This is a genomic window from Sphingopyxis sp. A083, assembly GCF_001468495.1.
Lineage (GTDB): Bacteria > Pseudomonadota > Alphaproteobacteria > Sphingomonadales > Sphingomonadaceae > Sphingopyxis > Sphingopyxis terrae.
The window spans coordinates 670,791-696,128 of record NZ_LNSK01000001.1 but is presented as its reverse complement, the minus strand read 5'-3'; the positions used below and the strand labels follow the sequence as shown (position 1 = coordinate 696,128).

Genomic DNA, 25,338 nt, shown 5'->3' with positions numbered 1-25,338 from the left:
CGACCCGCCTGTCCCCGCGAAAGCGGGGACCCGGAGCCAGATCAGGCGAGCTTCGCTTTAGGACGCTCTGGGCTCCCGCCTGTGCGGGAGCACACGCAAAGCAGTTGGCCGCTCAGTAAATATGCACCGCCTTGGCGACGAGATAACCGTCGAGGCCTTCCGGTCCGCTCTCGCTGCCGAAGCCCGATTCCTTGATCCCGCCGAAAGGCATGTCATTGGCCGAGATGACGAAGCTGTTGATCCCGACCATGCCGCTTTCGATGCCGTCGGCAACGCGGTTGATGCGGCGGCCGTTTTCAGTGAAGGCGAAGGCGGCAAGGCCATAGGGCAGCCGGTTCGCCTGTTCGAGCGCGTCTTCTTCGGTCGCGAACGGCCGGATCAGCGCCATCGGGCCAAAGGGTTCGTTGTTCATCGCATCGGCGTCGAGCGGCACGTCGGCCAGTGCCGTCGGCTGGAAGAAATAGCCTTCGCCCGTCGCGGCGCCGCCCGCGATCACCCGCGCGCCCTTTGCGGTCGCATCGGCAATCATCGCTTCCAGCGCGGGGGCGCGGCGCGCGTTGGCGAGCGGTCCCATCTGGGTGCCGGCATCGAGCCCGCTGCCGATCTTCACGCGCGCGGTGCGTTCGGCAAAGCCCTTCACGAAAGCGTCGTAGATGCCGTCCTGCACATAGAAGCGCGTCGGCGAGACGCAGACCTGGCCGGCGTTGCGAAACTTCTGCGTCACGACGCGGTCGAGCGTCGTTTCAAGGTCGCAATCGTCGAACACCAGCACGGGGGCGTGTCCACCGAGCTCCATCGTGATGCGCTGCACCCGGTCGGCGGCGAGCTTCATCAGATGCTTGCCGACCGCGGTCGATCCGGTGAAGCTGACCTTCCGGATCACCTCGCTGCCGAGCAGGTGGCGGCTGATCATGTCGGGATTGCCATAGACGAGCTGCACCACATCGCCGGGGATGCCCGCATCGGCAAGACAGCGCATGATCGCGCTGGTGCAGCCCGGCGTTTCCTCGGGCGCCTTGGCGATTACGACACAGCCCGCGGCGAGCGCTGGCGCGACTTTCTTGATCATCAGATTGACAGGAAAATTCCACGGGCTGAACGCCGCGACCGGACCGACGGGCTGTTTCAGCACCATCGCGCGCTGACCCGCCGGGCGCTGCACGACGCGGCCCTCGATCCGCTTGCCCTGTTCGGCAAAATATTCGAGCAACGACGAGGCCGAAAGCACTTCGCCGCGCGCCTCCGCGATCGGCTTGCCCTGTTCAAGCGTGAGCAAGGTCGCGATATGGTCGGCCCGTTCGCGGATCAGTCCGGCGGCCTTGCGCATCAGCGCGGCGCGCTCGTCAGGGGTCTTGGCGCGCCAGACCGGCCAGCCGCGCGCCGCGGCGGCAAGCGCTTCGTCGAGGTCGGCCGCGGTCGCGACGGGAAGCTCGGCGATCGTCGCCGCGGTTGCGGGGTTATAGACCGGCCGCGCCTCGCGCCCTTCGCCGCTCCGCCAGGCACCGTCGATGAAAAGCTGCAGGTCGGCGTCGTAGGTCGCGGTCATTGGGCAATTTCCTGTCTGATCCGTTCGCATCGAACGGGAAATGGAGGGTCATCAGATGGCGCCCATATAGGACCGATCAGCGATAGTTAAAGCTGATGCTGATCCGTTCGTCCTTGCCGGCGTTCGGCATCACTTCGTGCCGCAGCCAGCTTTCCCACAGAAAAATGCGCCCCGCCGCGGGCTCGGCATAGATGAAGGGCTGCAGGCTCTCGGGCGCATCCTCGCTCCGCCCCGGCGCCGCCATCAGCATCGCGAGTCGCGGATCTTCGAGCTTCAGCGCGCCCGATCCGGGGGGCACGGCGACATAGAAGGTGCCCGATACGATGCTGTGCGGGTGGATATGCCCGCTGTGCGTACCGCCGGGTTTGAGGACATTGACCCACAGGCTGTCGAGCTTGAGCGGCTTGGCGAGATCGAAGTGACACGCCTTGGCAAAGGCCTTCACATGCTTGTCGAGCAGGCGCTTGAGGTCGTGAAAGGCGGGGTCGCGGTCGGGCAGGTCGTCAAGGCTGGCATAGCTGGTATAGCCGCGATAACCGTGCGCGCGGCTCCACGCCTTGCCCGCGCCATCCTCGCGCGCGAACAGCCGGCAGCTTTCCTCCAGCTCTTGCAGCAGGTCGGGCGCGGCAATGTCGGCCTCGTAAAAATTTGTGGCGAAGAGCGTGCGAACGGGCATGATGCGCGCAAAGCATAGGATAAGCGCAAGAGCAAGCGGGAGAGCGACGCGCGCGCACCGCCATCTCTTCGTCACCCCGGACTTGATCCGGGGTCCATTATCCGCTGCGTTGGAAGGAATGGATGCCGGATCAGGTCCGGCATGACGAATAGCAAAAGCAAGGGAGACGAGAATGGCCGAGTTTGAACTGATCGCTGACGGATTGCGCTTTCCCGAGGCGCCGGTGGTGATGGACGACGGCAGCGTCATCGTGACCGAGATCGAGGCCGGCCGTATCACGCGCTGCTGGCCCGGCGGTCGCAAGGCGGTGATCGCGACCCCCGGCGGCGGTCCCAACGGCCTGGCGATCGGTCCCGACGGCAAGCTTTACTGCTGCAACAACGGCGGCTTCGAATATACCGAATCGAACGGCTATCTGGCACCGCACGGCATCGCGAAGGATTATTCGGGCGGCCGAATCGAACGCATCGATATCGAAACGGGCGCGGTCGAAATCCTTTATAAATCGGGCGACAACGGCGTCGTGCTGCGCGGCCCCAACGACATCATGTTCGACAGCCACGGGGGCTTCTGGTTCACCGATCATGGTAAGGTCGATTATGAAAAGCGCTGCCACGACATCGTCGGCATCTTCTATGCCAAGGCCGACGGCAGCTTTATCGAGGAAGTGATCTTTCCGTCGAACAATCCGAACGGCGTCGGCCTCTCACCCGACGGCAAGGCGCTCTACGCCGCCGAAACCTACACCTGCCGCCTGATGAAGTTCAACATCACGGCGCCCGGCAAGGTCGCCCCCGACGCCGGTCCCGGCGGCCCCGGCATCCCGCTCTATCGCCCCGCCGGCTATAAATTCTTCGACAGCCTGGCGATGGAGGCGAACGGCAATATCTGCGTCGCGACCATCGGCGAATGCGGGATCAGCGTCGTGTCGCCGTCGGGAGAGTTGGTGGAGTTCGTCGCGACCGACGATATTTTCACCACCAACATCGCCTTTGGCGGCGCCGACATGCAGGATGCCTATATCACCTTGTCGGGCACCGGGCGGCTGGTAAAGACGCGCTGGAACCGGCCGGGACTGACGCTGCAATATTGATCGGTCGCCGGTCGGAAAAGGGGAAGATATGCGCCGCGATACTCACCGCGAAACCCACTCTGTCGCGCGGATCGGATGGCTGCGCGCCGCGATTCTGGGCGCCAACGACGGCATCGTCTCGACCGCGAGCCTGATCGCGGGGGTCGCGGCGGCGGGCGCGGCGCAACCCGCCATCCTCCTTACCGGCATCGCGGGTCTGGTCGCTGGTGCGATGTCGATGGCGGCGGGCGAATATGTCTCGGTCAGTTCGCAGGGCGACGCCGAAAAGGCCGACATCGCAAAGGAACGGCACGAACTCGCCACCGACCCCGAATTCGAGCTGGAGGAGCTGACCCAAATCTATCAGGAACGCGGGCTCGACCGTCCGCTTGCAGAACAGGTCGCCGCGCAGCTGACCGCGCACAATGCGCTCGACAGCCATTTGCGCGACGAACTGGGGCTGACCCACCATATGAAGGCGCGTCCGGTGCAGGCCGCGGTCGCATCGGCCGCCAGCTTTACTGCGGGCGCGGCGCTGCCGCTGCTGGTGGTTTTCCTCGATACGGGATCGTCGCTGCCGTGGACGGTGTCGGGCGCGTCGATCGCTTTCCTTGCGATCCTCGGCGCGCTCGGCGCGTGGGCGGGCAATGCGCCGATGCTGCGCCCCGTGCTGCGCGTCACCTTCTGGGGCGCCTTCGCCATGGCGCTGACCATCGCGATCGGATCGCTGTTCGAAGCGCCGCTGGGCTGACGGGAGAGAGAAGCATGAACGATATGGCCTGGACCATCGACATCGATCGGGACACGATTTCGAAGGCGGCGCTCGCACGGGCGGATCATGCGCCGCTGCGCGCCGGCGAGGTTCGTGTGCGCGTCGACAGCTATGCGATGACGGCGAACAACATCACCTACGCCGTCTTCGGCAAGCCTGCGGGGCTGTTTGGCAACGATCAGGGCTATTGGGACTTTTTCGCCGAGCGTGACGCCCCCGCCCGCCTGCCTGTCTGGGGGTTCGCCACCGTGATCGAGAGCGCCGCCGAGGGCATCGCGCCCGGCGATCGCTTTTACGGCTATTATCCGATGGCAAGCCATGCGGTGCTCAGCGCGGGCAAGGTCGGCGCCGGCGGCTTCACCGACATCACGCCGCGGCGCACTTCCCTGCCTCCCATTTACAATCAATATCAGCGGATCGAGGCTTTGCCCGACTATCGCGCCGATCATCATGATTATTGGCCGATCTTCCGTCCGCTCTTCCTCACCGGCTGGCTGATCGCCGACCAGTTCGAGGATGAAGGCGATTATGGCGCCGACCAGATCCTGATCGCCAGCGCGTCGAGCAAGACGGCGATCGGCCTCGGCTTCGCGCTCGCCCAGCGTGCGGGGGCCCGCCCCGTCAGCATCGGACTGACGAGCAAGGCCAATGTCGCGGCGCTGGCCGCGCAGGGCATCTACGACCGTGTGATCGCCTATGACGACATCGCCTCGCTCGACGCTGCGGTGCCGTCGGCCTTTGTCGACATGGCGGGCAATGGCGCGGTCACCCGCGCGGTGCACAGCCATTTCGGCGATGCGCTGAAAGTATCGATCATCGTCGGCAAATCGCACTGGGACGCCGAGGCCGACGCCGCGGCGCTGGCCGGCCCCGAACGGCAGGGCTTCTTTGCCCCCGGCCGCAGCCAGAAACGCGTCGGCGACTGGGGCGCCGCGGGCTTTGGGCAGCGGATCGCCGAGGCATGGTTGGGCTTCATGGCGGTTGCGCCGCGCATCGCGCGCATCGACCGGCGCGAAGGTAGCGCCGCGGCGCTCGATGCCTATCGCGAAATGCTGTCGGGACGCGCCGACCCCGCGGCGGGGATATTGGTCGTCCCCTGACGCAGCGCCCCCCTGCGTCCGCCTCCCGGTCAGAGCTTGACCGCGGCGTTGCCGCCTTCGGCCCATAGCGCCGATCCCGAAACGAAGCTCGCCATGTCGCTCGCCAGAAACAGCGCCGCCTGCGCGATCTCGTCGGGGTCGGCGATACGCTTCATCGCGTGCAGGCTGGCGGCCCATGCTTTCGATTCGGCATCGCCCGCCATCGCCGTATCGGTCCCGCCCGGGATCAGCGCGTTGGCGCGAATACCCGCCGCGCCATAATCGGCGGTGATCCCGCGCACGAGTCCGAGCAGCCCCGCCTTGGCGGCGCCGTAGCAGGCCATGCCCGGCAGCCCGACGCTGTTGCCGACAAAGCTTGAGGTAAAGATCAGGGCGCCCTTGCCGCGCGCCAGCATCGACGGAATCTGCGCGCGGGCGCCCAGAAAGGCGGCGGTCAGATTGGCCGCCATCACCGCGTCCCAATTGCCCGGCGCCTGATCGGCGAGCGGGGCGAGCGCGCCGACCGTACCCGCGTTGTTGAAAGCGATGTCGAGCCCGCCCCACGGTGCGCAGGCGGCAACCAGTGCCTCGTGCGTCGCGGCATCGGCAACGTCGCCCGCGACCGCGCGCGCCGTTCCGTTATCGGCGGCGATTTCGGCGACCACGGCATCGAGCCGCGTCCGGTCGCGTCCGCCGAGCACGAGCCGCGCGCCGTGACGCGCAAACAGCCGGGCGGCGGCGCGCCCGATTCCCGAACTCGCGCCGGTGATGATGACGGTCTTTCCTTCGAGCAGCATAAATCCTCCGGTGAATGAACAGCGCCGCGCCTTGCCGTAGCGGCAGGGGCGTGGCGTCCCGAAAGATGCGATCAAATTCGCTTGATCTTGGACGATAGCGCGCGGCATGGCCGTCGGCATGGCTCAATATACGCATGTGATCTTCGACTTCGGCGGCGTCATCACCGCCTCGCCCTTCGAGGCGTTCAACCGGCTGGAAGCCGAACGCGGGCTACCCCGCGATTTCGTGCGCGGGGTGAATGCGCGCAACCCCGACACCAATGCCTGGGCGCTGTTCGAGCGCGCCGAGATCGACGCCGCGACCTTCGACACATTGTTCGCCGAAGAAGCGCGCGCGCTGGGCCACGACCTTGAAGGTGAAGCGGTTCTGGCGGTCCTCGCCGGCGCGGTGCGCCCGCAAATGGTTGCGGCGCTCGACACGCTGAAGGCCGGCGGCTTCACGATCGGCTGCATCACCAACAATGTGCCGTCGGGCAAGGGCGCCGGCATGGCGCGCAGCGAAGCAATGGCGGCCGAGGTCGCGGCGATCATGGCGCGCTTTGACCATGTCATCGAATCGTCGAAGGTCGGCGTACGCAAACCCGACCCGCGCATCTATCAGATGATGTGCGCGGCGCTGGGCGTCGAGCCCGCCGCCTGCATCTACCTCGACGACCTTGGCATCAACTGCAAACCCGCCGCAGGGCTCGGCATGCACGCGATCAAGGTGACGAGCGGCGAACAGGCGCTGGCCGACCTGTCCGCCGCGCTGGGCATGCCGCTGCCCTGAGTGGCCAGAGCGGTGCATTGCCCCGCGCGGAATTTTGGGTGGTTAGCGGACGTTGCTGCTAGCCGCTTTGTGTTCCCGGCGAAGGCCGGGGCCCAGCGTGTCGAACGCCAACGTTGGCGCTGTAAAGCCGTGGGCCCCGGCCTTTGCCGGGGTGCACAACATCGACGCGGGACTTTCATACCGTCGTCATCCCGGACTTGATCAGGGATCCATTCACGCGGCGTCGGAAGAATGGATCCTGAAACAAGTTCAGGATGACGACCGATCATATCCTCCCTGTCGCGCAGCGATGGGGAGGGGGACCGCGCCCGAAGGGCGTGGTGGAGGGGCTGCGACGGCGCGCCATTAGCCCCTCCGTCAGCGCTTCGCGCTGCCACCTCCCCATGGCCTGCGGCCACAGGGAGGATTTCATGCCCGCTATCGGTCGTTAGCGGCTCATCCGGTTTTGGGCCGGGATGCCCTCACATCGATCACCTCGCTCTGCCCAGCGGCCACCGCCATCAAGACAACTGTCAATGGCGAGATAACTTCGCGCTGCCCAACCAACCGAAATGCCGAGCATGCCAGCGAGGATTACAGAAAACATGATTCGTCGCCTCATGCTGTGCGTAATAGGTCTGCTTGCGATGTCCGAAACCGATCGTTCGCCGTCGTCCAGGCCTGTCTTTCGGGTCTAGTGCGCGAGCAGCAGCGGATAGCGGCCGCCCGTCACGAGATATTGCGTCGCGCCGCCGAAGATCGTCTCGCGCAGCCGGCTGCGACCGAAGGCGCCCATCACGATCAGGCCGGCGCCCAGCGCGTCGGCTTCCTTTTCGATCCGCTCCTCGGGGGTTTCGACGCCGCGCTCGATCGCACGCAGTTCGGCGTGGATGCCGTGCCGCGACAGATAGCGCGCGGCCTCCTCCGCAGCGAAATCGCCCTCGTCGCCTCCGATCGTGACGATCATGACCGGGCGGTCCTTCAGGAAAGGAACCGCGGCGCGCACCGCATGGGCGGCTTCGGGGCTGCCGTTCCACGCGATCAGCGCCGGCTTGTCGAAATCGAGCGCCTTGCTGTCCTGCGGCAGCGCGAGAACCGGGACCGACGCGGTCAGCGCCAGATCGCCCGCGAGCATTGGCGGGCCGCTGCGGAAATCGCCCTTCGCCTTGGGCAGGCTGACGATCGCCAGATCGGCGAGCGTCGCAGCGCCCGACAAGGCGCTCACGATTTCGCCATCGGCCATTTCGATGTCCCACGGCACATCTTCCTTCGCCAGCCGGTCGGCAAGCCGGCTTTCGAGCGCCAGATCGTCGGCCTGCGCCTTCGCCAGCGCCTCGGCGGCGAAATAGGTGCCGCCGAACGGATCGAAGCTGACGAATTCGCGCAGCGGCGTCGCGATGAGCAGGCTGACATGGCCTTCGAAACGGCGGGCACAATCGAGTGCGACCTGCAAGCGTCCTTCGGACGCGGCGTCGCTGTCGGCGTGAACCAGAATTGAGCGCATTGGGGGCCTCCTTTGTCCAGTGAACATCAGAATAATGCGCCGCGCGATCCTATCGTTCATTGACCGGGGTCAAAAGGGACGAATCTTCGCGTGCCGCGCTATCCCGCGGTCAGGCTGAGGCCCGCGGCCTGATCGAAGATGCGCGTCAGCACTGGTTCGGTATCCGACACGCGCATCGCGACGCGGAATTCGACCGGCGCGAGCGCGGGCAGCCCCGCCAGTTCGACGAGCGCGCCCGCGGCAACCTCGGCGCGCACCATCGGTTCGGGAAAGATGCCGACACCGCCGCCGGCGCGTGCGATGTCGATCATCATCCGGGCGTTGTTGCACAGGTTCAGCGATTTCTGCGCGATCCTTGACGCCGCGATCGCCTCGCGCATCCGGCCGTGGATCGGCGAGGGGCTGGCAAGCGACCAGACGGGCACCTGCTGTTCGCCCGTTCCGCGCTCGAACAGCGCGGCGACCGCCGGGTTGGCGAGCCAGAGCAGTGCAACCTCGCCGATCGGGCTGGTCCGAAGCGCCGGGTGCGCGATCGGTCCCGCCGCAAACGCCAGATCGGTGCGGCCGGTCAGCAGTTGCTGGATCAGATTCGCGGTCAGGTCGATCTCGATCTCGAGCGCGACATTGGGCATTTCGGCTTTCAGCGCCGCAACGAAGGGCGGCAGGCAGCTCGCGGCCGCGATCTCGCCCGCGCCGATCCGCACCACGCCGCTCGCCTCGTTGAACCCGCCGCTGCCGAGCAGCGCGAGTTGCATGTCGCGCAGCAGCGGGGTGCAATCATTGACCAGTTTGCGCCCCGCCGGGGTCAGCGACATGGTGCGCCCGTCGCGGCGGAACAGCGTCGACCCCAATCGCTGCTCCAATTCGCGCATCCGCGCCGACACCGCGGGCTGCGTCGTGTTGAGCCGCTCGGCAGCGGCCGAGAAAGTGCCGAGCCGATCGATCCACAGCAAGGTTTCAAGATGATAGATGGAGATGCGATTGATTGACATTGGTTATGGATAATCGAAAAATAGAACAATTAGAATTGATGATTTATTTGCGCCAAGGTCGCCGCCGATCAGAGGAAGGGAGTCCCGTCATGGCGAACAAGCAATATCCCGATGCAGCATCCGCGCTCGAAGGGCTGCTCTTCGACGGCATGCATATCTGCGCGGGCGGCTTCGGCCTTTGCGGTATCCCCGAACGGCTGATCGACGCGATCCGCGACGCCGGGACGAAGGACCTCACCATTGCCAGCAACAATGCCGGCATCGACGGCGAAGGGCTCGGCAAGCTGCTGCGCACGCGGCAGGTGAAGAAGATGATCTCCTCTTATGTCGGCGAGAACAAGGAGTTCGAGCGGCAGTATCTGGCCGGCGAGCTCGAGGTCGAATTCTGTCCGCAGGGCACGCTCGCCGAACGCTGTCGCGCGGGCGGCGCGGGCATCCCCGGCTTCTATACCAAGACCGGCGTCGGCACCGCGGTGGCAGAGGGCAAGGAGGTCAAGAATTTCGACGGGCAGGATTATATCCTCGAACGCGGCATCTTTGCCGACCTCGCGATCGTCAAGGGCTGGAAGGCCGACGAAAGCGGCAATCTGATCTTCCGCAAGACCGCGCGCAACTTCAACCAACCGATGGCGACCGCGGCCAAGATCTGCGTTGCCGAGGTCGAGGAGATCGTCCCCGTTGGCAGCCTCGATCCCGATTGCATCCATTTGCCCGGCATCTATGTGAAGCGCCTGATCGTCGGCGCGCCCTATGACAAGAAGATCGAATTCCGCACCGTACGCCCGCGGGAAGCCGCATGATGCGCGCGCTTGCCCTGTCGGCCGGCCTGCTGCTCGCCGGCTGCGCCCAGACCGCCGCGACGACGGCGCCCGCCGCGCCCAGCGCCGAAGTGATCGCCTCGCAGGTCGGTGAAAAGCCGACGCCGACCTCGCCGCCGGCGGGGCAGCAGTGGCTCTATGGTTCGGCTGAGGGCGCGATCGCCTCGGCGCAGGTCTATCGCACCATGGCCGATTATGTCCGCATGGCCGCGATTTCGGCGGCGCCGCGCCGCCAGGTCGTGCTCGCCGAAGGTTCGACACCCACCGCGCCGAAGTTCGACGATTGCGGGGACAAGCCGCTCGCGGCGGTGTTCGACGCCGACGAAACGCTGATCTGGAATCTCGGCGCGATGCGCTACTTTGCCGAGCAGGGGAAGGATTTCGATCCCGCAGTCTGGGACCAGTGGGAAAAGACCGGTGCCGGCAAGGCGGTCGCGATGCCCGGCGTCATCGATGCGCTGGCGATCATGCGCGGTGCAGGGGTGACGATCATCGTCAACACCAACCGCAGCGCCGCCAATCCCAAGGGCAGCGAGGATACGCTGCGCGCCGCCGGCCTTGGGGATTTCAAGCATGGCGAGACACTGTTCCTGATGGGCGACACGCCCGACGGAGCGAGCAAGGACGGCCGCCGGGCGCTGATCGCTTCGCGCTGGTGCGTGATCGCGATGGGCGGCGACCAGCTCGGCGATTTCGCGCAGGCGTTCAACGCACGCGGGCTGTCGGTCGCCGACCGCAAGACGATGGCGACGAGCGGACCGGTGGCGGGCCTGTGGGGCCATGGCTGGTTCCTCTTCTCCAACCCCGTCTATGGCCCGTCGATCCGCGGCGGCTTTGCCGACATCTTCCCCTCCGACAAGCAATGGGAGCCGAACTGACATGGCCTGGACGCGTGATGATATGGCGGCGCGCGCCGCGAAGGAATTGCAGGACGGCTTCTACGTCAATTTGGGCATCGGCATCCCGACGCTGGTCGCCAACCACATCCCCGACGGGATGGACGTGACGCTGCAGTCGGAAAACGGCATGCTCGGCATCGGCCCCTTCCCGATCGAAGGCGAGGAGGACGCCGACCTGATCAATGCGGGCAAGCAGACGATCAGCGAACTGCCGCAGTCGGTCTATTTCAGCTCGGCGGAAAGCTTCGCGATGATCCGCGGCGGGCATATCGACCTTACCGTGCTGGGCGCGATGGAAGTCGCCGAAAATGGCGACATCGCCAACTGGATGATCCCCGGCAAGATGATCAAGGGCATGGGCGGCGCAATGGATCTGGTCGCCGGCGTCAAGAAGATCATCGTCGTCATGGAACATAATGCCAAGGACGGCAGCCCCAAATTCATCCCCGCCTGCACCCTGCCGCTGACCGGCAAGAATGTCGTCGACATGATCATCACCGACCTCGCGGTGTTCAAGCGCGACGACCACGACAGCCCGTTCCGGCTGATCGAGCTCGCACCGGGGGTGACGGCGGACGAAGTCGCAGCTAAGACGACGGCCAAATATGAGGTCGCCGTCTGATCGAGAGTCCATGCTGCGTGCTTTGATGATATTGGTTGCGGCCGGCGCGCTCGTTTTCGCCGGCTGGTTCGGAGTTCAGGCGCTGGGCGGCAGCCAGCCGCTGGCAAGCGTTCCGATTCCCTTCGCCGCTCCCGAAGATCTGCCCGACACGCCCGACAAATGGCACGGGCGGATCGATTATCGCGCGCTCGACCGGCAATTGACCGATCTCGCCGCCCGCCCCGAAATGGCGGGGCTGGCGGTGGCGGTCGTCGAGGATGGCAAGCTGAGCTTCGTGCGCACCTACGGCGTCGCCGACGCCGATAGCGGCGCGCCGGTCACGCCGCATACGCTGTTCCGCTGGGCGTCGGTGTCCAAGACCGCAACCGGCGCGCTGGCCGCGGCGCTGAGCAAGGATGGCGCGGTGAACCTCGACCGGCCGGTCGCAAGCTGGCACAGCTCTCTGCGCCTCCCCGGCGGCGCCGAATCGCATGTGACGCTGGCCGAACTGCTCGCCCAGCGCACCGGCCTCACCAAAAATGCCTATGACGAAAAGCTGGAGGAAGGACAGAGCCCGGCGCTCCTGCGCACCAGCCTTGCCGGCGCGCCGCTGCAATGCGAGCCCGGAACCTGCCACACCTATCAGAATGTCGCCTTCGACACGGCGAGCGAGATTCTGGGCGCCGCGGCGCACAAATCTTTTGCCGATGCCGTCGAGGACCGCTTTTTCCTGCCGCTCGGCATGGTCAGCGCCGGCTATGGCGCCGAGCGGCTGACGGGCGCGAAGGATTGGGCACGGCCGCATCGCGGGCGGCACGTCCAGCCGGTCAAGGAAGCCTATTGGCGCGTCCCCGCCGCCGCCGGCGTCGAAAGCGATATCGTCGATTTCGCGACTTGGATGCAGGCGATGATGGGCAATCGCCCCGACGTTCTGCCGAAGGATGTGCTGCAAATCGCCCACCAGCCGCGCGTCGGCACCGCGCGACTCTATGGCGGCGCGTTACGGCAGGCGATCGGCGATGCCTCCTACGGCCTCGGTTGGCGTAACTTCACCTATGCCGGACTCCGCCTCCAGGGCCATTCGGGCGCCGTGTCGGGCTATCGCGCGACGATGATCTTCGAACCCGCGACGCGCACCGGCGTCGTCGCGCTGTGGAACAGCGACTGGGGCTTCCCCTTCCGCATCCCCTTTGCCGCGCTCGACAGCTATCACAAGCGCGCCGACGCGGCCTGGCTCGACCTCAGCGAACTGCCGCCGCAGAAGGGCGGGGCGACCGCGCCACAATCGACTGCCGAGGCGCCGGAAGGGTAAAGCCCTTGTTCCCCTGTCGGCGGCCTGTGTATCAGGCGCGCATTCAGACCGAGAGGAGAGTCACCGATGCGCGTACTGCTGACCGGATCGTCGGGATGGCTCGGGCGTTATCTGGCCCCGTTGCTCGCCAAAAGCGGCCATGACGTTACCGGGCTCGATGTCGTTCCCGGCGCGCATACTGCCGTGATCGGTACCGTCGCCGACCGCGCGTTGGTTGACCGCACGATGAGCGAGCAAGGCATCGAGGCCGTCATTCACAGCGGCGCGCTGCACAAGCCCGATATCATCCGTTATCCGCGGCAAGCCTTCATCGACGTCAATGTGACCGGCACGCTGAACCTGATCGAGGCTGCCGTGGCGGCGGGGAACGACCGCTTCCTCTTCACCTCGACCACTTCGCTGATGGTCCGCGCCGATGTGCGCGCAGGCGCGAGCGAACAGGGTGCCTGGTGGATGGACGAGGATTTTTCACCCGTCGAGCCGCGCAACATCTATGGCATCACCAAGCTGGCCGCCGAGCAGGCGTGCCGGTTGGTCCACCGCGAGCACGGCATCAACGTCGCGATCCTACGTACCGGGCGCTTCTTTCCCGAGGATGACGATACGCATGATGCGCCGAGCGGCGAAAATCTGAAGGCCAACGAGCTGCTCAACCGCCGCCTGACGGTCGAGGATGCCGCCGCGGCGCATCTCGCCGCGCTGGAAGCGGCGCCGCAGATCGGCTGCGACACGTTCATCCTGTCGGCGCCGCCGCCTTTCGTACGCGAAGAGGCCGGAGAACTTGCCCGAGATGCTCGCGCCGTGATCGCACGCCATCACCCCGACGCCGCTGATCTTTACGCCGCCGAAGGCTGGGTGCTACCCGAGACCATCGACCGCGTTTATGACCCGTCGCGCGCCGAGCGCCGATTTGGCTGGCGGGCCGCAACCGACTTCGGCAGCGTGCTGGCGGCGCTGAGAAACCACACGCCGCTGCCCTTCACGCACGACCCCGATTACACCTCCCCCATCGTCCGACAGGAGCGCGAAGCATGTATGTGTTGATCACCGCCAACCGCAATTATTCGAGCTGGTCGCTGCGCCCGTGGATGCTGATGAAAGGGCTCGGCATCGGTTTCGAGGATCGCGTCGAGCCTTTCGCCAAACCCGTCAATTACGACGCCTTCCGCAGCTTTTCGCCGACCGGTCAGGTTCCGGCCTTGCTCCACGAGGGACGCGCCATCTACGACTCGCTCGGCATTACACTCTATCTTGCCGACCGGCACGATGGCGTCTGGCCGGCCGATCCCGACGCCCGCGCCTGGGCGCAGTGCGCGGTGGCGGAAATGCACAGCGGCTTTGCGGCACTCCGCAACGATTGCACAATGAACGTCGGCGTCCGCGTGACGCCCAAGCCGATGTCGGCCGCCCTCGCCGCCAATGTCGCGCGCATCCGCGAGCTGTTCGAGGAAGGTTTGGCGAAGTTCGGCGGCTCGTGGCTCGCCGGCGCCGACTTCTCGGCCGCCGACGCCTTTTTCGCACCGGTCGCCTTTCGTATCCGCACTTACGGCCTCGACGTCGGCGCGGGACAGGCGTGGGTCGACCATATGCTGGAGCATCCCGCGATGCGCGAATGGGAACGGCAGGCGCTCGCCGAAGAGTGGCGCGAAGAAAGCCACGAAGCCGAGCTGGCAGCAGCCGGGGTAATTACGGCGGATTACCGGACGGCCTGAACCCTCCTTCGTCATTGCGACACCGGCGAAAGCCGGGGGAGGCAATCCGGCGCGGTTTACGCAGACTCTGAATTGCCACGTCGCCTTCGGCTCCTCGCAATGACGGGAATTAGTCCGCCAGCGCCTCGCGCACCACGGCGATGCCCGCTTCGCGCTGCGCCTTCAATTCGGCCTTCAGCTTCGCCGGATCGCGCGCGAAGACGAAGCCGAAGCTGACCCCGCCTTCCTTGCCGATCGTCGCATGGTGCAGCTTGTGCGCCTGCACCAGCCGCTTGGCATAGCCGCGCCGCGGTACCCAGCGGAAATAGCGCTGATGGACCAGCCCGTCATGCACCAGCGTATAGATGATGCCATAGCAAAGGATACCGAGGCCGATCCACGTTCCTGGTTCCCACGCCGCCGCACCGAAGATCATCGGGCTGCCGATCGCGAACATCGAAATGCTCATCGCGGCCCCGACGATGGCGAACAGGTCGTTCTTCTCCAGCCGACGCCCGTGCGGTTCGTGATGGTCGCGGTGCCAACCCCAGCCGAAGCCGTGCATGATATATTTGTGGCTCGCCCAGGCGACACCTTCCATCGCGATGACGGTGGCAAGGACAAGGGCGATGATGGCGAGCGTCGACATGGGGGAGAGTATAGGCCGGTTAAGGCAACCGCGCCATCATCTCCTCGTTCCCGGCTATAGGTATCGGCGACCGAAAATTGCGTTTTTGATCGCCACTCGCTTGCAAAGTTGTGTGGGCAGCGTAAGTGAACCCGCATGACTCGGCCCCGCACGCTTTATGAGAAAATCTGGGACGCGCATGTCGTCGAACAGCGCCCCGACGGTACCTGCCTGATCTTCATCGACCGCCACCTCGTCCATGAAGTCACCAGTCCGCAAGCCTTCGCCGGGCTTCGCGCGAGCGGCCGCACGGTGCGCCGTCCCGACCTGACGCTGGCGGTTCCTGATCATAATCTGCCGACGACGGCGCGGCGCGATGCGGCGGGCAACCGGCTGCCGATCGCCGACCCCGAAAGCGCAGCACAGCTCGCCGCGCTCGAAAAGAATGCGCCCGAATATGGCATCCGCTACATCGACGCGGTGGCGCCCGAACAGGGCATCGTCCATGTCGTCGGCCCCGAACAGGGCTTCTCGCTGCCCGGCACGACGATCGTCTGCGGCGACAGCCACACCGCCTGCCACGGCGGCATCGGCGCGCTCGCCTTCGGCATCGGAACGAGCGAGGTCGAGCATGTGCTGGCGACGCAGACATTGCTGCTCCAGCCCGCAAAGACGATGGAAGTGCGCGTCGACGGTGATGTCGGGCCCGGCGTCAGCGCGAAGGACATCATCCTTCACATCACCGGTGTGATCGGCGCTGCCGGCGGTACCGGCCATGTCATCGAATATACGGGCAGCGCAATTCGCGGCCTGAGCATCGAGGGCCGTCTGACGGTCAGTAACATGGCAATCGAGGGCGGCGCCCGCGCCGGGCTGATCGCCCCCGACGATGTTACCTTCGCTTATCTGAAGGGCCGCCCCTACGCGCCGAAGGGGGCCGACTGGGAGGCTGCGGTCGCCTATTGGCGCAGCCTCGCGACCGATCCCGGCGCCAGCTATGACAAGACCGTCGTCATCGACGCCGCCGACATCGCACCAAGCGTCACCTGGGGAACCAGCCCCGAGGATGTCGTGCCGATCACCGGCATCGTTCCCGATCCCGCGAGCTTTGTCGACCCGTCGAAACAGGCCGCCGCGGCAAAATCGCTCGCCTATATGGGCCTCGAACCCGGCACGCGGATGCAGGACGTCGCGATCGAGAACATCTTCATCGGCAGTTGCACCAACAGCCGGATCGAGGACATGCGCGCTGCTGCCGCGGTCATCAAGGGCCGGAAGAAGGCCGACAATGTCCGCTGGGCGATCGTCGTTCCGGGATCGGGCCTGGTCAAGGCGCAGGCCGAAGCCGAAGGGCTCGACCGCATCTTCATCGACGCAGGGCTCGAATGGCGCGAGCCGGGCTGTTCGGCGTGCCTCGCGATGAATCCCGACAAGGTACCCGCCGGCGAACGCTGCGCATCGACGAGTAACCGCAATTTCGTCGGCCGCCAGGGTCCGGGTAGCCGCACCCACCTCGTCAGCCCCGCCATGGCCGCGGCGGCAGCGGTGACCGGCAAGCTCACCGACGTGCGGGAGTTAATGGCATGACCCCGCTGGAAAAGGTCGAAGGCCGCGCGATTCCGCTCGGGCTCAAGAATGTCGATACCGACGTCATCATTCCCGCGCACTGGCTCAAGACCACGAGCCGCGAAGGCATGGGGCGCGGCGCGTTCGAAAGCCTGCGCGCCGATCCCGACAATCTGTTCGACCGGCCCGAGAACAAGGGCGCACCCATCCTGATCGCGGGTGACAATTTCGGCTGCGGGTCGAGCCGCGAACATGCCGCCTGGGCGCTCGGCGACCTTGGTATCCGCGTCGTCATCGCGCCCAGCTATTCCGACATCTTCTCGGGCAATGCCGTCAAGAACGGCATCTTGCCCGTCGTGCTGCCGCAGGCGGCGGTCGACCGGCTGATCGAGGTCGCGGCAACCGATCCGATTCACGTCGACCTCGACACGCAGACGGTGACGACGCCCTTTCAGGATCGCTTCACCTTCGAAATCGACCCGTTCCGCAAGATGTGCCTGCTCGGCGGTCTCGACGAGATCTCGCTCACCGAAAAAAGCGGCGGGGCGATCGACGCTTATGAGGCAAAACTGGCGGCCGAGCGTCCCTGGTTGCAGCCCGCGCTAACCGAATAACCGACGAAAATGGAAAAGGAGACGATGATGAAGGCTCTTCTGTCGACCGCGACCGGCGGCCCCGAAACGCTCGAACTGGGCGAGGTCGCGCGACCCACCCCCGGCAAGGGGCAGATGGTCGTCGATGTGAAGGCCTGCGCGGTCAACTTCCCCGACGTGCTCATCATCGAGGATAAATATCAGTTCAAGCCGCAGCGCCCCTTCGCCCCCGGCGGCGAGGTAGCGGGCATCGTGGCCGAGGTCGGCGAAGGCGTGACCGATTTCAAGGTCGGCGACCGGGTGATCGCGGCGTGCGGCAACGGCGGCATGGCCGAGGCGGCGCTGGTCAATGCCGCCAATAGCTATCCGCTGCCCGAGGGGCGCGACTTTGCCGAAGGCGCGGCGCTGCTGATGACCTATGGCACCAGCATCCACGCGCTGGTCGATCGCGGCCATATCGAGGAAGGCGATACGCTGCTCGTCCTCGGCGCTTCGGGCGGAGTCGGCATCGCCGCGGTCGAACTGGGCAAGGCGTTCGGCGCGCGCGTCGTTGCGGGCGTATCGAGCGAGGCAAAGGCCGACATCGCACGTCAGGCCGGCGCCGACGAAGTCGTCGTCTATGGCTATCAGCCGTTCGACAAAGAGGCCTCGAAGGCGCTCGCCAATATGTTCAAGACGGCGGTCGGCGGCGACGGCGCCAATGTGATCTACGATGCGGTCGGCGGCGATTATTGCGAACCGGCTCTGCGCTCGATCGCGTGGGAAGGACGCTACCTCGTCGTCGGCTTCCCCGCGGGCATCCCGCGCCTGCCGCTCAACCTGACCCTGCTCAAGAGCTGCGACGTCGCCGGTGTCTTCTGGGGGGCCTTCGCCGCCCGCGAGCCGCAGCGCAACCGCGCCAATATCGCGCGCCTGTTCCAGCTTTGGGAACAGGGCAAGATCAGCCCGCGGGTCACCGAACGCTTCGCGCTGGCCGATGGCGGCAAGGCGATCGCCAAGCTGGGCGACCGCAGCGCGGTCGGCAAGCTGGTCGTGACGATCTGAAATACCACCCCGACCCCGCGCTGACCGAGGCGCTCGTCGCGCTGGCGCGGCCGACCGGCCGGATCGAGGTGCGCGTGACCCCCGGCGCGGGGCGCGACGAGGTGCGGATCGATGCCGGCGCCGTTTTGCTGCGCGTCACCGCCCCGCCCGCCGACGGCGCCGCCAACGAGGCGGTGCTGCGCCTGCTCGCGGCCGCGCTCGGCCGGCCACGCCGCGATCTGACGCTGCTGCGCGGCGCCACGGCGCGCATAAAACTGGTCGCGGTCGCGCTCGACTGATCGCAAAGCGACGCCCCGCTTAACCATTTATCAGGGGCTCCCCCCTATCGTTCAATGCAGGACTATTGGGATTCAGGGATCGACGATGGCGGACCCCCGTTCGGCCAGTGATGGGCAGGCGATGAGCCTTGCGAATATCTCGCGGACTCGCCGTGCGCAGTTGATTGCCGAGTTCGAGGGCGAACTCGGCATCGATCACAAGGCGCGCGCGCGCGCCGCCTATGAAGAAAAGCGCTGGCGCATCATCAAGACGATCATCGTGTGGACGATCGCGCTGATGTTCTTCGCGGTTGCCTGCTACAAATTGTGGTTGATGGGCCAGCAGGTCGACAGGCCCTTTTCCGACCTCAATCCGATCGACAATATCCTGGGCAAATAGGCCGAGCAGCCGATCCGGGCACCCGAAGGCGCCCGGTCACAAACGCATCCTCAGTAAACGCGCGCCTTCGGCTTGATATATTCGGCATCGTCGGTCAGCGTATATTCGTGGACCGGGCGGTAATCGAGCGTCACCTTGCCGTCCTTGCCGCCCCAGCCGTCGAACCAGCTGATCGTGTGCTTCATCCAGTTCGCATCGTCGCGGTTCGGGAAATCCTCGTGCGCGTGCGCGCCGCGGCTTTCCTTGCGGTTGAACGCCGAATGCATCGTCACCGTCGCCTGCGCGATCAGATTGTCGAGCTCGAGCGTTTCGACGAGATCGGTATTCCAGATCAGGCTGCGGTCGGCGACATGGACGTCGTTCATGCGCTCATAGGTTTTGGCAAGCTTGTCCTTGCCCTCGGCCATCAGCTCGTCGGTGCGGAACACCGCCGCATGCTGCGACATCGCGCGCTGCATCTCGGTGCGGATTTCGGCGGTCGGCGAACCGCCGCTCGCATTGCGGAAATGGTCGAGGCGGCCGAGCGCGAGGTCGGCGCTGTCCTTGGGCAGCGCAGGCTGCGCGGCGCCGGGCGCGACGATTTCCTTGAGCCGGTGACCGGTCGCGCGTCCGAAGACGACAAGGTCGATCAGGCTGTTCGAGCCGAGGCGGTTCGCGCCGTGGACCGACACGCACGCCGCCTCGCCGACCGCGAACAGGCCGGGGACGACCGCATCGGGGTTGCCGTCCTTCAGCGTCACGACTTCGCCGTGATAGTTACAGGGGATGCCGCCCATATTGTAATGGACCGTCGGCACGACCGGCAGCGGCTGGCGCGTCAGGTCGACGCCCGCGAAAATCTTGCCGCTTTCGGTGATGCCCGGCAGACGCTCCGCCAGCACCGCGGGATCGATATGATCGAGGTGCAGGAAGATATGGTCCTTGTGCGGACCGACGCCGCGGCCTTCGCGGATTTCGAGCGCCATCGAACGCGACACGACGTCGCGCGACGCCAGATCCTTCGCCGACGGGGCATAGCGTTCCATGAAGCGCTCGCCTTCGGAATTGGTCAGATACCCGCCCTCGCCGCGCGCGCCTTCGGTGATGAGGACGCCTGCACCGTAAATGCCGGTCGGGTGGAACTGGACGAACTCCATGTCCTGGAGCGGCAGGCCCGCGCGCAGCACCATCCCGCCGCCGTCGCCGGTGCAGGTATGCGCCGAAGTCGCGGTGAAATAGCAACGGCCGTAGCCGCCGGTCGCGAGCACGACCGCCTGGCTGCGGAAGCGGTGGATGCTGCCATCCTCCATGCACAGCGCGATCACGCCGCGGCACACGCCGTCTTCCATGATCAGGTCGAGCGCGAAATATTCGATGAAGAAGTCCGCGTCATACTTCAGGCTCTGCTGATAGAGCGCGTGGAGCATCGCGTGGCCGGTGCGGTCGGCGGCGGCGCAGGTCCGCTGCACCGGCGGGCCTTCGCCCATATTCTGCATATGGCCGCCGAACGGGCGCTGATAGATGGTGCCATTGGCGTTGCGCGAAAAGGGCACGCCCGCATGTTCGAGTTCGTAGACCGCGGCGGGCGCCTCGCGCACCATATATTCGATCGCGTCCTGATCGCCCAGCCAGTCGGAGCCCTTGACAGTGTCGTACATATGCCACTGCCAATGGTCGGGGCTGTTGTTGCCGAGGCTGGCGGCGATGCCGCCCTGCGCCGCGACGGTGTGGCTGCGCGTCGGGAACACCTTGGTAATGCAGGCGGTGCGCAGGCCGGCCTCGGCGCTGCCCATCGTGGCGCGCAGGCCCGAACCGCCGGCGCCGACGACGACGGTGTCATAGGTGTGGTCGATGATCTTGTAGGCTTCGGTCATATCACATGCCCCCTGGGCCGAGCGCGGCGGGCGCCAGCGCGATGCGCACGATCGCGAAAATGCCATAGGCCGCGCCGCCGAACGCATAGAAATTCAACAGGACGATCGACAGCAGACGCGTCGCTTCGCCATGGACATAATCCTCGATCAGCACCTGCAGGCCGAGCCGCAGGTGCCAGAAGACGCTGACCACGAGCAGGATCAGCGCAAAGGCGACCATCGGCTTCGACGCCCACTGCATCAGCGCGGCATGGTCGCCGAGCGGCAGGCGGAGCAGCGAGACGACGAACCAAGTGACGAGCAGCACGTTGCCGAGCGCGGTCAGCCGCTGCTGCAGCCAGTGGCCGGTGCCGTGGTGCGATGCGCCAAGTCCGCGGACCCGGCCGAGAGGCGTTCCGTTACCCATTGAGCGCCTCCTTGGCGATATAGAGCCAGGTCGCGGCGGTCGCGAGGATCGCGCCCACGATCACGACGGTCGACCAGAGCTTGTTGGCCTTGAGCTCGTAACCCGCGCCGGTATCGAGGACGAAGTGGCGCAGGCCCGAAAACAGGTGCTGGAAAAAGGCCCAGGTCAGGCCAACGAGCACGATCTTGCCCAGAATATTGGTGACCTGATGCACGCTGCCGCCCGCCGGGTCGTGCCAGACGCAGGCGACAAAGGCCGCATAGGCCTCCGGGCCCGCCGCGATCGCGCCGAGCCAGCCGAGGAACATCAGCGCACCGACGATGGCCAGCCCGTCGCCGCTGACGCGGTGGAAGATCGAGACCGCCATGTGCGGCCCCCATTTATACACCTGGAGGTGCGGCGAGAGCGGACGTCCGCTCGGTTCTTTGCCAGCCATATCAGCCCCATTCCGTGACTCTAGTCGGTCGATGGGCGCCGGTTTAGCGCCGCGCGCACGATATGCAATTGCTTAGGGGGCGATGGAGGCAAGAAATCGCAGGCACCCGGCCCCGGGATCGAAGGATCGTCCGGGACCGGGGCGCCTTATTTGATCTTGTCGCGGTTCGCGTAGAGCAGCGCCGCAAGCACCGCGGCCGAACCGACACCGATCCCCGCCGCCGTCTTCCAGCCGATCTTCCGGCCGCCTTTCGCCGCCTCGCGGTCGGCCGCCTCGGTCGCCTCGGCGGCTTCCTTCTGGGCCTGCTGCTCGCGCGCGGCGCGCAGCACTTCATTTTCGTCTTCGTCTTGCGGGGGAGGCGGCACTTGGTCGGTCATCGTCTCTCTTGATCCTATGGTCTGGCGTCAGGCGAGTGCCTGCTCGACAGGCACATAGTCCGTTCCCACCGCTTCGGCTACGGCTTCGAACGTCACCTTACCATTCCATACGTTCAGGCCCTGCGAAAGATGCATGTCGCGGCGCAGCGCTTCTTTCCAGCCAAGGTCGGCGATGCGCAGCGCGTGCGGCAGGGTGACATTGTTGAGCGCATAGGTGCTCGTCCGCGCGACGGCGCCGGGCATGTTGGCGACCGCATAATGGACGATGCCGTCGACGACATAGGTCGGGTCGGCATGCGTCGTCGCATGGCTCGTCTCGAAACAGCCGCCCTGGTCGATTGCGACGTCGACGAGGACCGATCCCGGGCGCATCGTTTTCAGCATGTCGCGCGTGACGAGCTTCGGCGCTTCGGCGCCGGGGATCAGCACCGCGCCGATGACCAGATCGGCCTCGGCGACGCATTCGGCAAGGTTGGCGCGGTTCGAAAAGCGCGTCTTCGCGCGCGCTTCGAAAAAGGTGCCGACGCGTTCGAGCACTTCGGGGTCGCGGTCGAGGATCGTGACGTCGGCGCCAAGCCCCGCCGCCATCTGCGCCGCGTTGAAGCCGACGACGCCGCCGCCGATCACGCAGATTTTGCCCGGTGCCACGCCCGGCACGCCGCCGAGCAGCACGCCGCGGCCGCCATGCGCCTTTTCGAGCGCGGTCGCGCCGGCCTGGATCGACATGCGCCCCGCGACCTGGCTCATCGGCTTCAGGAGCGGCAGGCCGCCGTGCGGGCTGGTGACGGTTTCATAGGCGATGCACACCGCACCCGACTTCATCAGGTCGCGCGTCTGCTCGGGATCGGGTGCGAGGTGGAGATAGGTATAGAGGATCTGGCCTTCGCGCAGCATCGCGCGCTCGACCGCCTGCGGCTCCTTGACCTTCACGACCATTTCGCAGGTCGCGAAAATTTCTTCGGCGCTGTCGACGATCTCGGCGCCCGCCTCGACATAGAAGCGGTCGTGCGCGCCGATGCCTTCGCCCGCGCCGGTCTGGACCAGCACGCGGTGACCGTGCGCCACCAGTTCGCGGGCGCTCTCGGGCGTCAGGCCGACGCGATATTCGTGATTCTTGATTTCCTTGGGGGTGCCGATGATCATCCTGTCTCTCCGATTTGCGGGAACGGACGCGCGCAATTTCGCCTATCCGAAGCCTTCGGACAAACATAACAGCGTATCGGCGGGATTTGCTTGCAAACTATCGTTCGCATGACGATAAACACGCAATATTTTTGCGTCATTTCGGATAAGCACGCGACATGATCGATCGAATCGATGCAAAGCTGCTCAACCTGTTGCAGCGCGAGGGGCCAAAACCCGTCGCCGAACTCGGCGAACGGGTCGGACTTTCGGCCTCCGCCTGCCATCGCCGCATCCGCGCGATGGAGGCGGCGGGGATCATCACCGGCTATGCCGCGCGCATCGCCCCCGACACGATCGGCCTCGGGCTCGACGTGTTCGTCGACATCAGCCTGACCTCGCAGAGTGAGGAGGCGCTCACCGCCTTCGAAAGCGCGGTCAAAAGCTTCGACGAAATCCTCGAGTGCCAATTGCTGTCAGGCGCGTCCGACTATCGGCTGCGCGTCGCCGCGCGCAACGTCGCCGATTTCGACCGGCTGCACCGTCACTGCCTGTCGCGCCTTCCCGGTGTCGCCGCGATGCACAGCGCCTTTGCCTTGCGCACCATAAAGGGCTTCGAAGGCTATCCCGTCCAACCCACCGAGCGGCGCTGACCCCGCGAAACAGGCGGCGCTGGTTAACGGTGAATTTACCAATTTCCTTCCATATCCGGCAGACGCAGTTTGGGATGACGGCGGGCGACAGACCTGCGCGTCCTGGGGTCGGCAAGGGAACAGGATCATGGTGAAGGAAAATCCGATTCATAAGCAGCAAATCGAGCCCGTTTTGATGGCCGATCGCTTCCCGACCTATGACCTCGACGGCCGGCTCGCCGCCGACGGGGCCGAAGTGCACATGATCCTGTCGGGGCTGGAGACGCAGCTTGCGGCCGCCTATTGGGATGCCTTCAACGCGCTCCCCATCGTCACCCGCAAGATCGAGGGCGAACTGCTCGAATCCTATATTCGCGGCAGCGCGCGGCACATGCAGACCAAATATGCCGACGCCGGGGGGCAGGAGGCCGCGACCATCGCGTGCCAGAACACCCATATGGCGCTGCGCGTCGGCCTGCCGATCGCAACCGTGCTGTCGTGCATCGGCGAAAGCCACAAGCTCGCCATCCATTATGTGATCGAGGCGTGCGCCGGCGACACGGCGCGCCAGACGCGCCTGACCGCAGCGATCAACCGTCTCGCGCTGCTCGAAATGGATATCATGCTCGCCTATGCCGAAAAGCTCGACCGGGCGGCGATCTCGCAGGAGCGACAGGCGCTGGCGAGCGATTTCGACCGCTCGATCGCCTCGCTGGTCCAGGACAGCGACGGGGTACGCCAGCAACTCGCCAAACAGGCCACATCGGCCGATCATGCTGCGCGCGGCATGATCGCCAAGACGAGCGAAGTCGCCGCGGCGTCCGAGCAATCGGCGATGGCGATGCGCGAAGCCGCATCCACCGCCGCCGGGCTGATCCGCGCGATCGAGGATGCCCGCACCGAAGTCGAAGCATCGGCCAGCGTCGCGACGCGCGCCTCCGAACAGGCGGGCGAAGCGGTGGCCATGTCCGACGCGCTGTCGCGTCACGCCGAATCGATCGAATCCATTCTGGGCCTGATCCGCGAAATTGCAGGCCAGACCAACCTCCTCGCGCTCAATGCGACGATCGAGGCGGCGCGCGCCGGCGAATCGGGCCGCGGCTTCGCGGTCGTGGCGCAGGAAGTGAAAAGCCTCGCCAACGAAACCGCGCGTGCGACCGACGATATTGCGGGCAAGATCACCGCGATCCAGCAGGCAACGCGCGGATCGGTCGCCGCCAACCAGTCGATCCAGCAGACGATCATCGAGGTGCAGCAGTCGGCGCAGCGAATTCGCGATGCGATGGACGCGCAGGCGCAGACGGTGACCTCGATCACCGCCGCCGTGGACGAAACTGCGCTCGCCGCCGACAGCATGTCGTCGACCATCGCCAGCATCCGCAACGATTCGGGCACCGTCGCCAGCGAAATCAGCGTGCTCAGCCAGGAATTTTCCAAGATGGGCGAGCGCCTGCAGGCGCTGGAAACCGCCGCGAGCGAATTCAGCCGCCGCGTCGCCTGATCCGTCGCGCCCTGCT

Annotated in this window: 28 protein-coding genes; 17 read left to right on the top strand and 11 right to left on the bottom strand. The window is 65.8% G+C overall.

Annotation, left to right across the window (positions count from 1 at the left end):
* Nucleotides 1–112: 112 nt before the first annotated feature.
* Nucleotides 113–1,546, bottom strand: coding sequence for an NAD-dependent succinate-semialdehyde dehydrogenase (locus ATE59_RS03365; protein ID WP_058811182.1), 1,434 nt, complete (start codon nucleotides 1,544–1,546; stop codon nucleotides 113–115).
* Between the two features lie 76 nt (nucleotides 1,547–1,622).
* Entirely contained in the window at nucleotides 1,623–2,222 is a 600-nt protein-coding gene (locus ATE59_RS03360; protein ID WP_058811181.1) for a TIGR02466 family protein, read from the bottom strand.
* A 172-nt stretch (nucleotides 2,223–2,394) separates the two neighbouring features.
* On the opposite strand from ATE59_RS03360, the gene ATE59_RS03355 reads away from it, so the two are divergent.
* Genes ATE59_RS03355 through ATE59_RS03345 form a run of 3 tightly spaced genes read left to right on the top strand, consistent with a single transcriptional unit; the run spans nucleotide 2,395 to nucleotide 5,166 of the window.
* Nucleotides 2,395–3,315: an SMP-30/gluconolactonase/LRE family protein gene (locus ATE59_RS03355; protein WP_058811180.1), complete on the top strand. Its 921-nt coding sequence runs from the start codon at nucleotides 2,395–2,397 to the stop codon at nucleotides 3,313–3,315.
* A gap of 28 nt (nucleotides 3,316–3,343) precedes the next feature.
* Complete coding sequence (locus tag ATE59_RS03350) at nucleotides 3,344–4,045, top strand: VIT1/CCC1 transporter family protein (protein WP_003042899.1); 702 nt, start codon at nucleotides 3,344–3,346, stop codon at nucleotides 4,043–4,045.
* A gap of 14 nt (nucleotides 4,046–4,059) precedes the next feature.
* Nucleotides 4,060–5,166, top strand: coding sequence for a DUF2855 family protein (locus ATE59_RS03345; RefSeq protein WP_058811179.1), 1,107 nt, complete (start codon nucleotides 4,060–4,062; stop codon nucleotides 5,164–5,166).
* 29 nt (nucleotides 5,167–5,195) lie between these two features.
* On the opposite strand, the gene ATE59_RS03340 is transcribed toward ATE59_RS03345, so the two are convergent.
* Nucleotides 5,196–5,942, bottom strand: coding sequence for an SDR family oxidoreductase (locus tag ATE59_RS03340; RefSeq protein WP_058811302.1), 747 nt, complete (start codon nucleotides 5,940–5,942; stop codon nucleotides 5,196–5,198).
* 118 nt (nucleotides 5,943–6,060) lie between these two features.
* On the opposite strand from ATE59_RS03340, the gene ATE59_RS03335 reads away from it, so the two are divergent.
* Entirely contained in the window at nucleotides 6,061–6,711 is a 651-nt protein-coding gene (locus ATE59_RS03335) for an HAD-IA family hydrolase (protein ID WP_231737156.1), read from the top strand.
* 673 nt (nucleotides 6,712–7,384) lie between these two features.
* Here ATE59_RS03335 and ATE59_RS03330 read toward each other — a convergent pair.
* Both ATE59_RS03330 and ATE59_RS03325 read right to left on the bottom strand, forming a co-directional pair.
* Nucleotides 7,385–8,194 (bottom strand): universal stress protein, encoded by an 810-nt coding sequence (locus tag ATE59_RS03330; RefSeq protein ID WP_058811177.1) that lies wholly within the window; start codon nucleotides 8,192–8,194, stop codon nucleotides 7,385–7,387.
* Nucleotides 8,195–8,292: 98 nt separating this feature from the next.
* Nucleotides 8,293–9,186 (bottom strand): LysR family transcriptional regulator, encoded by an 894-nt coding sequence (locus ATE59_RS03325; RefSeq protein WP_003042913.1) that lies wholly within the window; start codon nucleotides 9,184–9,186, stop codon nucleotides 8,293–8,295.
* A gap of 89 nt (nucleotides 9,187–9,275) precedes the next feature.
* On the opposite strand from ATE59_RS03325, the gene ATE59_RS03320 reads away from it, so the two are divergent.
* From ATE59_RS03320 to ATE59_RS03295, 6 genes are all read left to right on the top strand, one after another.
* Nucleotides 9,276–9,986: a CoA transferase subunit A gene (locus tag ATE59_RS03320; protein WP_058811176.1), complete on the top strand. Its 711-nt coding sequence runs from the start codon at nucleotides 9,276–9,278 to the stop codon at nucleotides 9,984–9,986.
* Entirely contained in the window at nucleotides 9,983–10,882 is a 900-nt protein-coding gene (locus ATE59_RS03315; protein ID WP_058811175.1) for an HAD family acid phosphatase, read from the top strand. The genes ATE59_RS03320 and ATE59_RS03315 overlap by 4 nt, the downstream gene beginning before the upstream one ends.
* A gap of 1 nt (nucleotide 10,883) precedes the next feature.
* Nucleotides 10,884–11,525 carry a CoA transferase subunit B gene (locus ATE59_RS03310; protein ID WP_003042921.1) on the top strand — a complete coding sequence of 214 codons (642 nt, stop codon included), beginning with the start codon at nucleotides 10,884–10,886 and terminating at the stop codon, nucleotides 11,523–11,525.
* 10 nt (nucleotides 11,526–11,535) lie between these two features.
* Nucleotides 11,536–12,816 (top strand): serine hydrolase domain-containing protein, encoded by a 1,281-nt coding sequence (locus ATE59_RS03305; RefSeq protein WP_003042924.1) that lies wholly within the window; start codon nucleotides 11,536–11,538, stop codon nucleotides 12,814–12,816.
* A 66-nt stretch (nucleotides 12,817–12,882) separates the two neighbouring features.
* A complete protein-coding gene (locus tag ATE59_RS03300) occupies nucleotides 12,883–13,860 on the top strand; it encodes an NAD-dependent epimerase/dehydratase family protein (protein WP_058811174.1) in 978 nt (325 codons plus the stop codon).
* Nucleotides 13,848–14,528 carry a glutathione S-transferase family protein gene (locus ATE59_RS03295; RefSeq protein ID WP_058811173.1) on the top strand — a complete coding sequence of 227 codons (681 nt, stop codon included), beginning with the start codon at nucleotides 13,848–13,850 and terminating at the stop codon, nucleotides 14,526–14,528. The genes ATE59_RS03300 and ATE59_RS03295 overlap by 13 nt, the downstream gene beginning before the upstream one ends.
* Nucleotides 14,529–14,637: 109 nt before the next feature.
* Here the strand turns inward: ATE59_RS03295 and ATE59_RS03290 are convergent, their stop codons facing one another.
* Nucleotides 14,638–15,156, bottom strand: coding sequence for a sterol desaturase family protein (locus tag ATE59_RS03290; protein ID WP_058811172.1), 519 nt, complete (start codon nucleotides 15,154–15,156; stop codon nucleotides 14,638–14,640).
* Nucleotides 15,157–15,291: 135 nt separating this feature from the next.
* On the opposite strand from ATE59_RS03290, the gene leuC reads away from it, so the two are divergent.
* From leuC to ATE59_RS03265, 5 genes are all read left to right on the top strand, one after another.
* Nucleotides 15,292–16,722: a 3-isopropylmalate dehydratase large subunit gene (leuC, locus tag ATE59_RS03285; RefSeq protein ID WP_058811171.1), complete on the top strand. Its 1,431-nt coding sequence runs from the start codon at nucleotides 15,292–15,294 to the stop codon at nucleotides 16,720–16,722.
* Entirely contained in the window at nucleotides 16,719–17,315 is a 597-nt protein-coding gene (leuD, locus tag ATE59_RS03280) for a 3-isopropylmalate dehydratase small subunit (protein WP_003042939.1), read from the top strand. Before leuC ends, leuD begins: the two co-directional genes overlap by 4 nt.
* A gap of 27 nt (nucleotides 17,316–17,342) precedes the next feature.
* On the top strand, nucleotides 17,343–18,338 hold the full coding sequence (locus tag ATE59_RS03275) for an NADPH:quinone oxidoreductase family protein (RefSeq protein ID WP_058811301.1): 996 nt from the start codon (nucleotides 17,343–17,345) through the stop codon (nucleotides 18,336–18,338).
* A gap of 68 nt (nucleotides 18,339–18,406) precedes the next feature.
* Nucleotides 18,407–18,616, top strand: coding sequence for a DUF167 domain-containing protein (locus ATE59_RS03270; RefSeq protein ID WP_320248640.1), 210 nt, complete (start codon nucleotides 18,407–18,409; stop codon nucleotides 18,614–18,616).
* An 85-nt stretch (nucleotides 18,617–18,701) separates the two neighbouring features.
* Nucleotides 18,702–18,995, top strand: coding sequence for a hypothetical protein (locus ATE59_RS03265; RefSeq protein WP_040589790.1), 294 nt, complete (start codon nucleotides 18,702–18,704; stop codon nucleotides 18,993–18,995).
* A 50-nt stretch (nucleotides 18,996–19,045) separates the two neighbouring features.
* Here the strand turns inward: ATE59_RS03265 and sdhA are convergent, their stop codons facing one another.
* The 5 genes from sdhA to ald all read right to left on the bottom strand — a co-directional run bounded on the left by sdhA (nucleotide 19,046) and on the right by ald (nucleotide 23,210).
* Nucleotides 19,046–20,848, bottom strand: coding sequence for a succinate dehydrogenase flavoprotein subunit (gene sdhA / locus ATE59_RS03260; protein ID WP_058811170.1), 1,803 nt, complete (start codon nucleotides 20,846–20,848; stop codon nucleotides 19,046–19,048).
* Between the two features lies 1 nt (nucleotide 20,849).
* The gene (gene sdhD, locus ATE59_RS03255; protein WP_003042951.1) at nucleotides 20,850–21,254 is read right to left on the bottom strand and encodes a succinate dehydrogenase, hydrophobic membrane anchor protein; all 405 of its coding nucleotides are present in this window, start codon (nucleotides 21,252–21,254) and stop codon (nucleotides 20,850–20,852) included.
* Nucleotides 21,247–21,690 (bottom strand): succinate dehydrogenase, cytochrome b556 subunit, encoded by a 444-nt coding sequence (gene sdhC / locus ATE59_RS03250; protein WP_040589793.1) that lies wholly within the window; start codon nucleotides 21,688–21,690, stop codon nucleotides 21,247–21,249. Before sdhC ends, sdhD begins: the two co-directional genes overlap by 8 nt.
* A gap of 146 nt (nucleotides 21,691–21,836) precedes the next feature.
* Complete coding sequence (locus ATE59_RS03245) at nucleotides 21,837–22,067, bottom strand: hypothetical protein (protein WP_003042959.1); 231 nt, start codon at nucleotides 22,065–22,067, stop codon at nucleotides 21,837–21,839.
* Between the two features lie 27 nt (nucleotides 22,068–22,094).
* Nucleotides 22,095–23,210 (bottom strand): alanine dehydrogenase, encoded by a 1,116-nt coding sequence (gene ald, locus ATE59_RS03240; RefSeq protein ID WP_058811169.1) that lies wholly within the window; start codon nucleotides 23,208–23,210, stop codon nucleotides 22,095–22,097.
* A 158-nt stretch (nucleotides 23,211–23,368) separates the two neighbouring features.
* On the opposite strand from ald, the gene ATE59_RS03235 reads away from it, so the two are divergent.
* Nucleotides 23,369–23,842, top strand: coding sequence for an Lrp/AsnC family transcriptional regulator (locus tag ATE59_RS03235; RefSeq protein ID WP_003042965.1), 474 nt, complete (start codon nucleotides 23,369–23,371; stop codon nucleotides 23,840–23,842).
* A 127-nt stretch (nucleotides 23,843–23,969) separates the two neighbouring features.
* A complete protein-coding gene (locus ATE59_RS03230) occupies nucleotides 23,970–25,322 on the top strand; it encodes a methyl-accepting chemotaxis protein (RefSeq protein WP_058811168.1) in 1,353 nt (450 codons plus the stop codon).
* Nucleotides 25,323–25,338 lie beyond the last annotated feature (16 nt).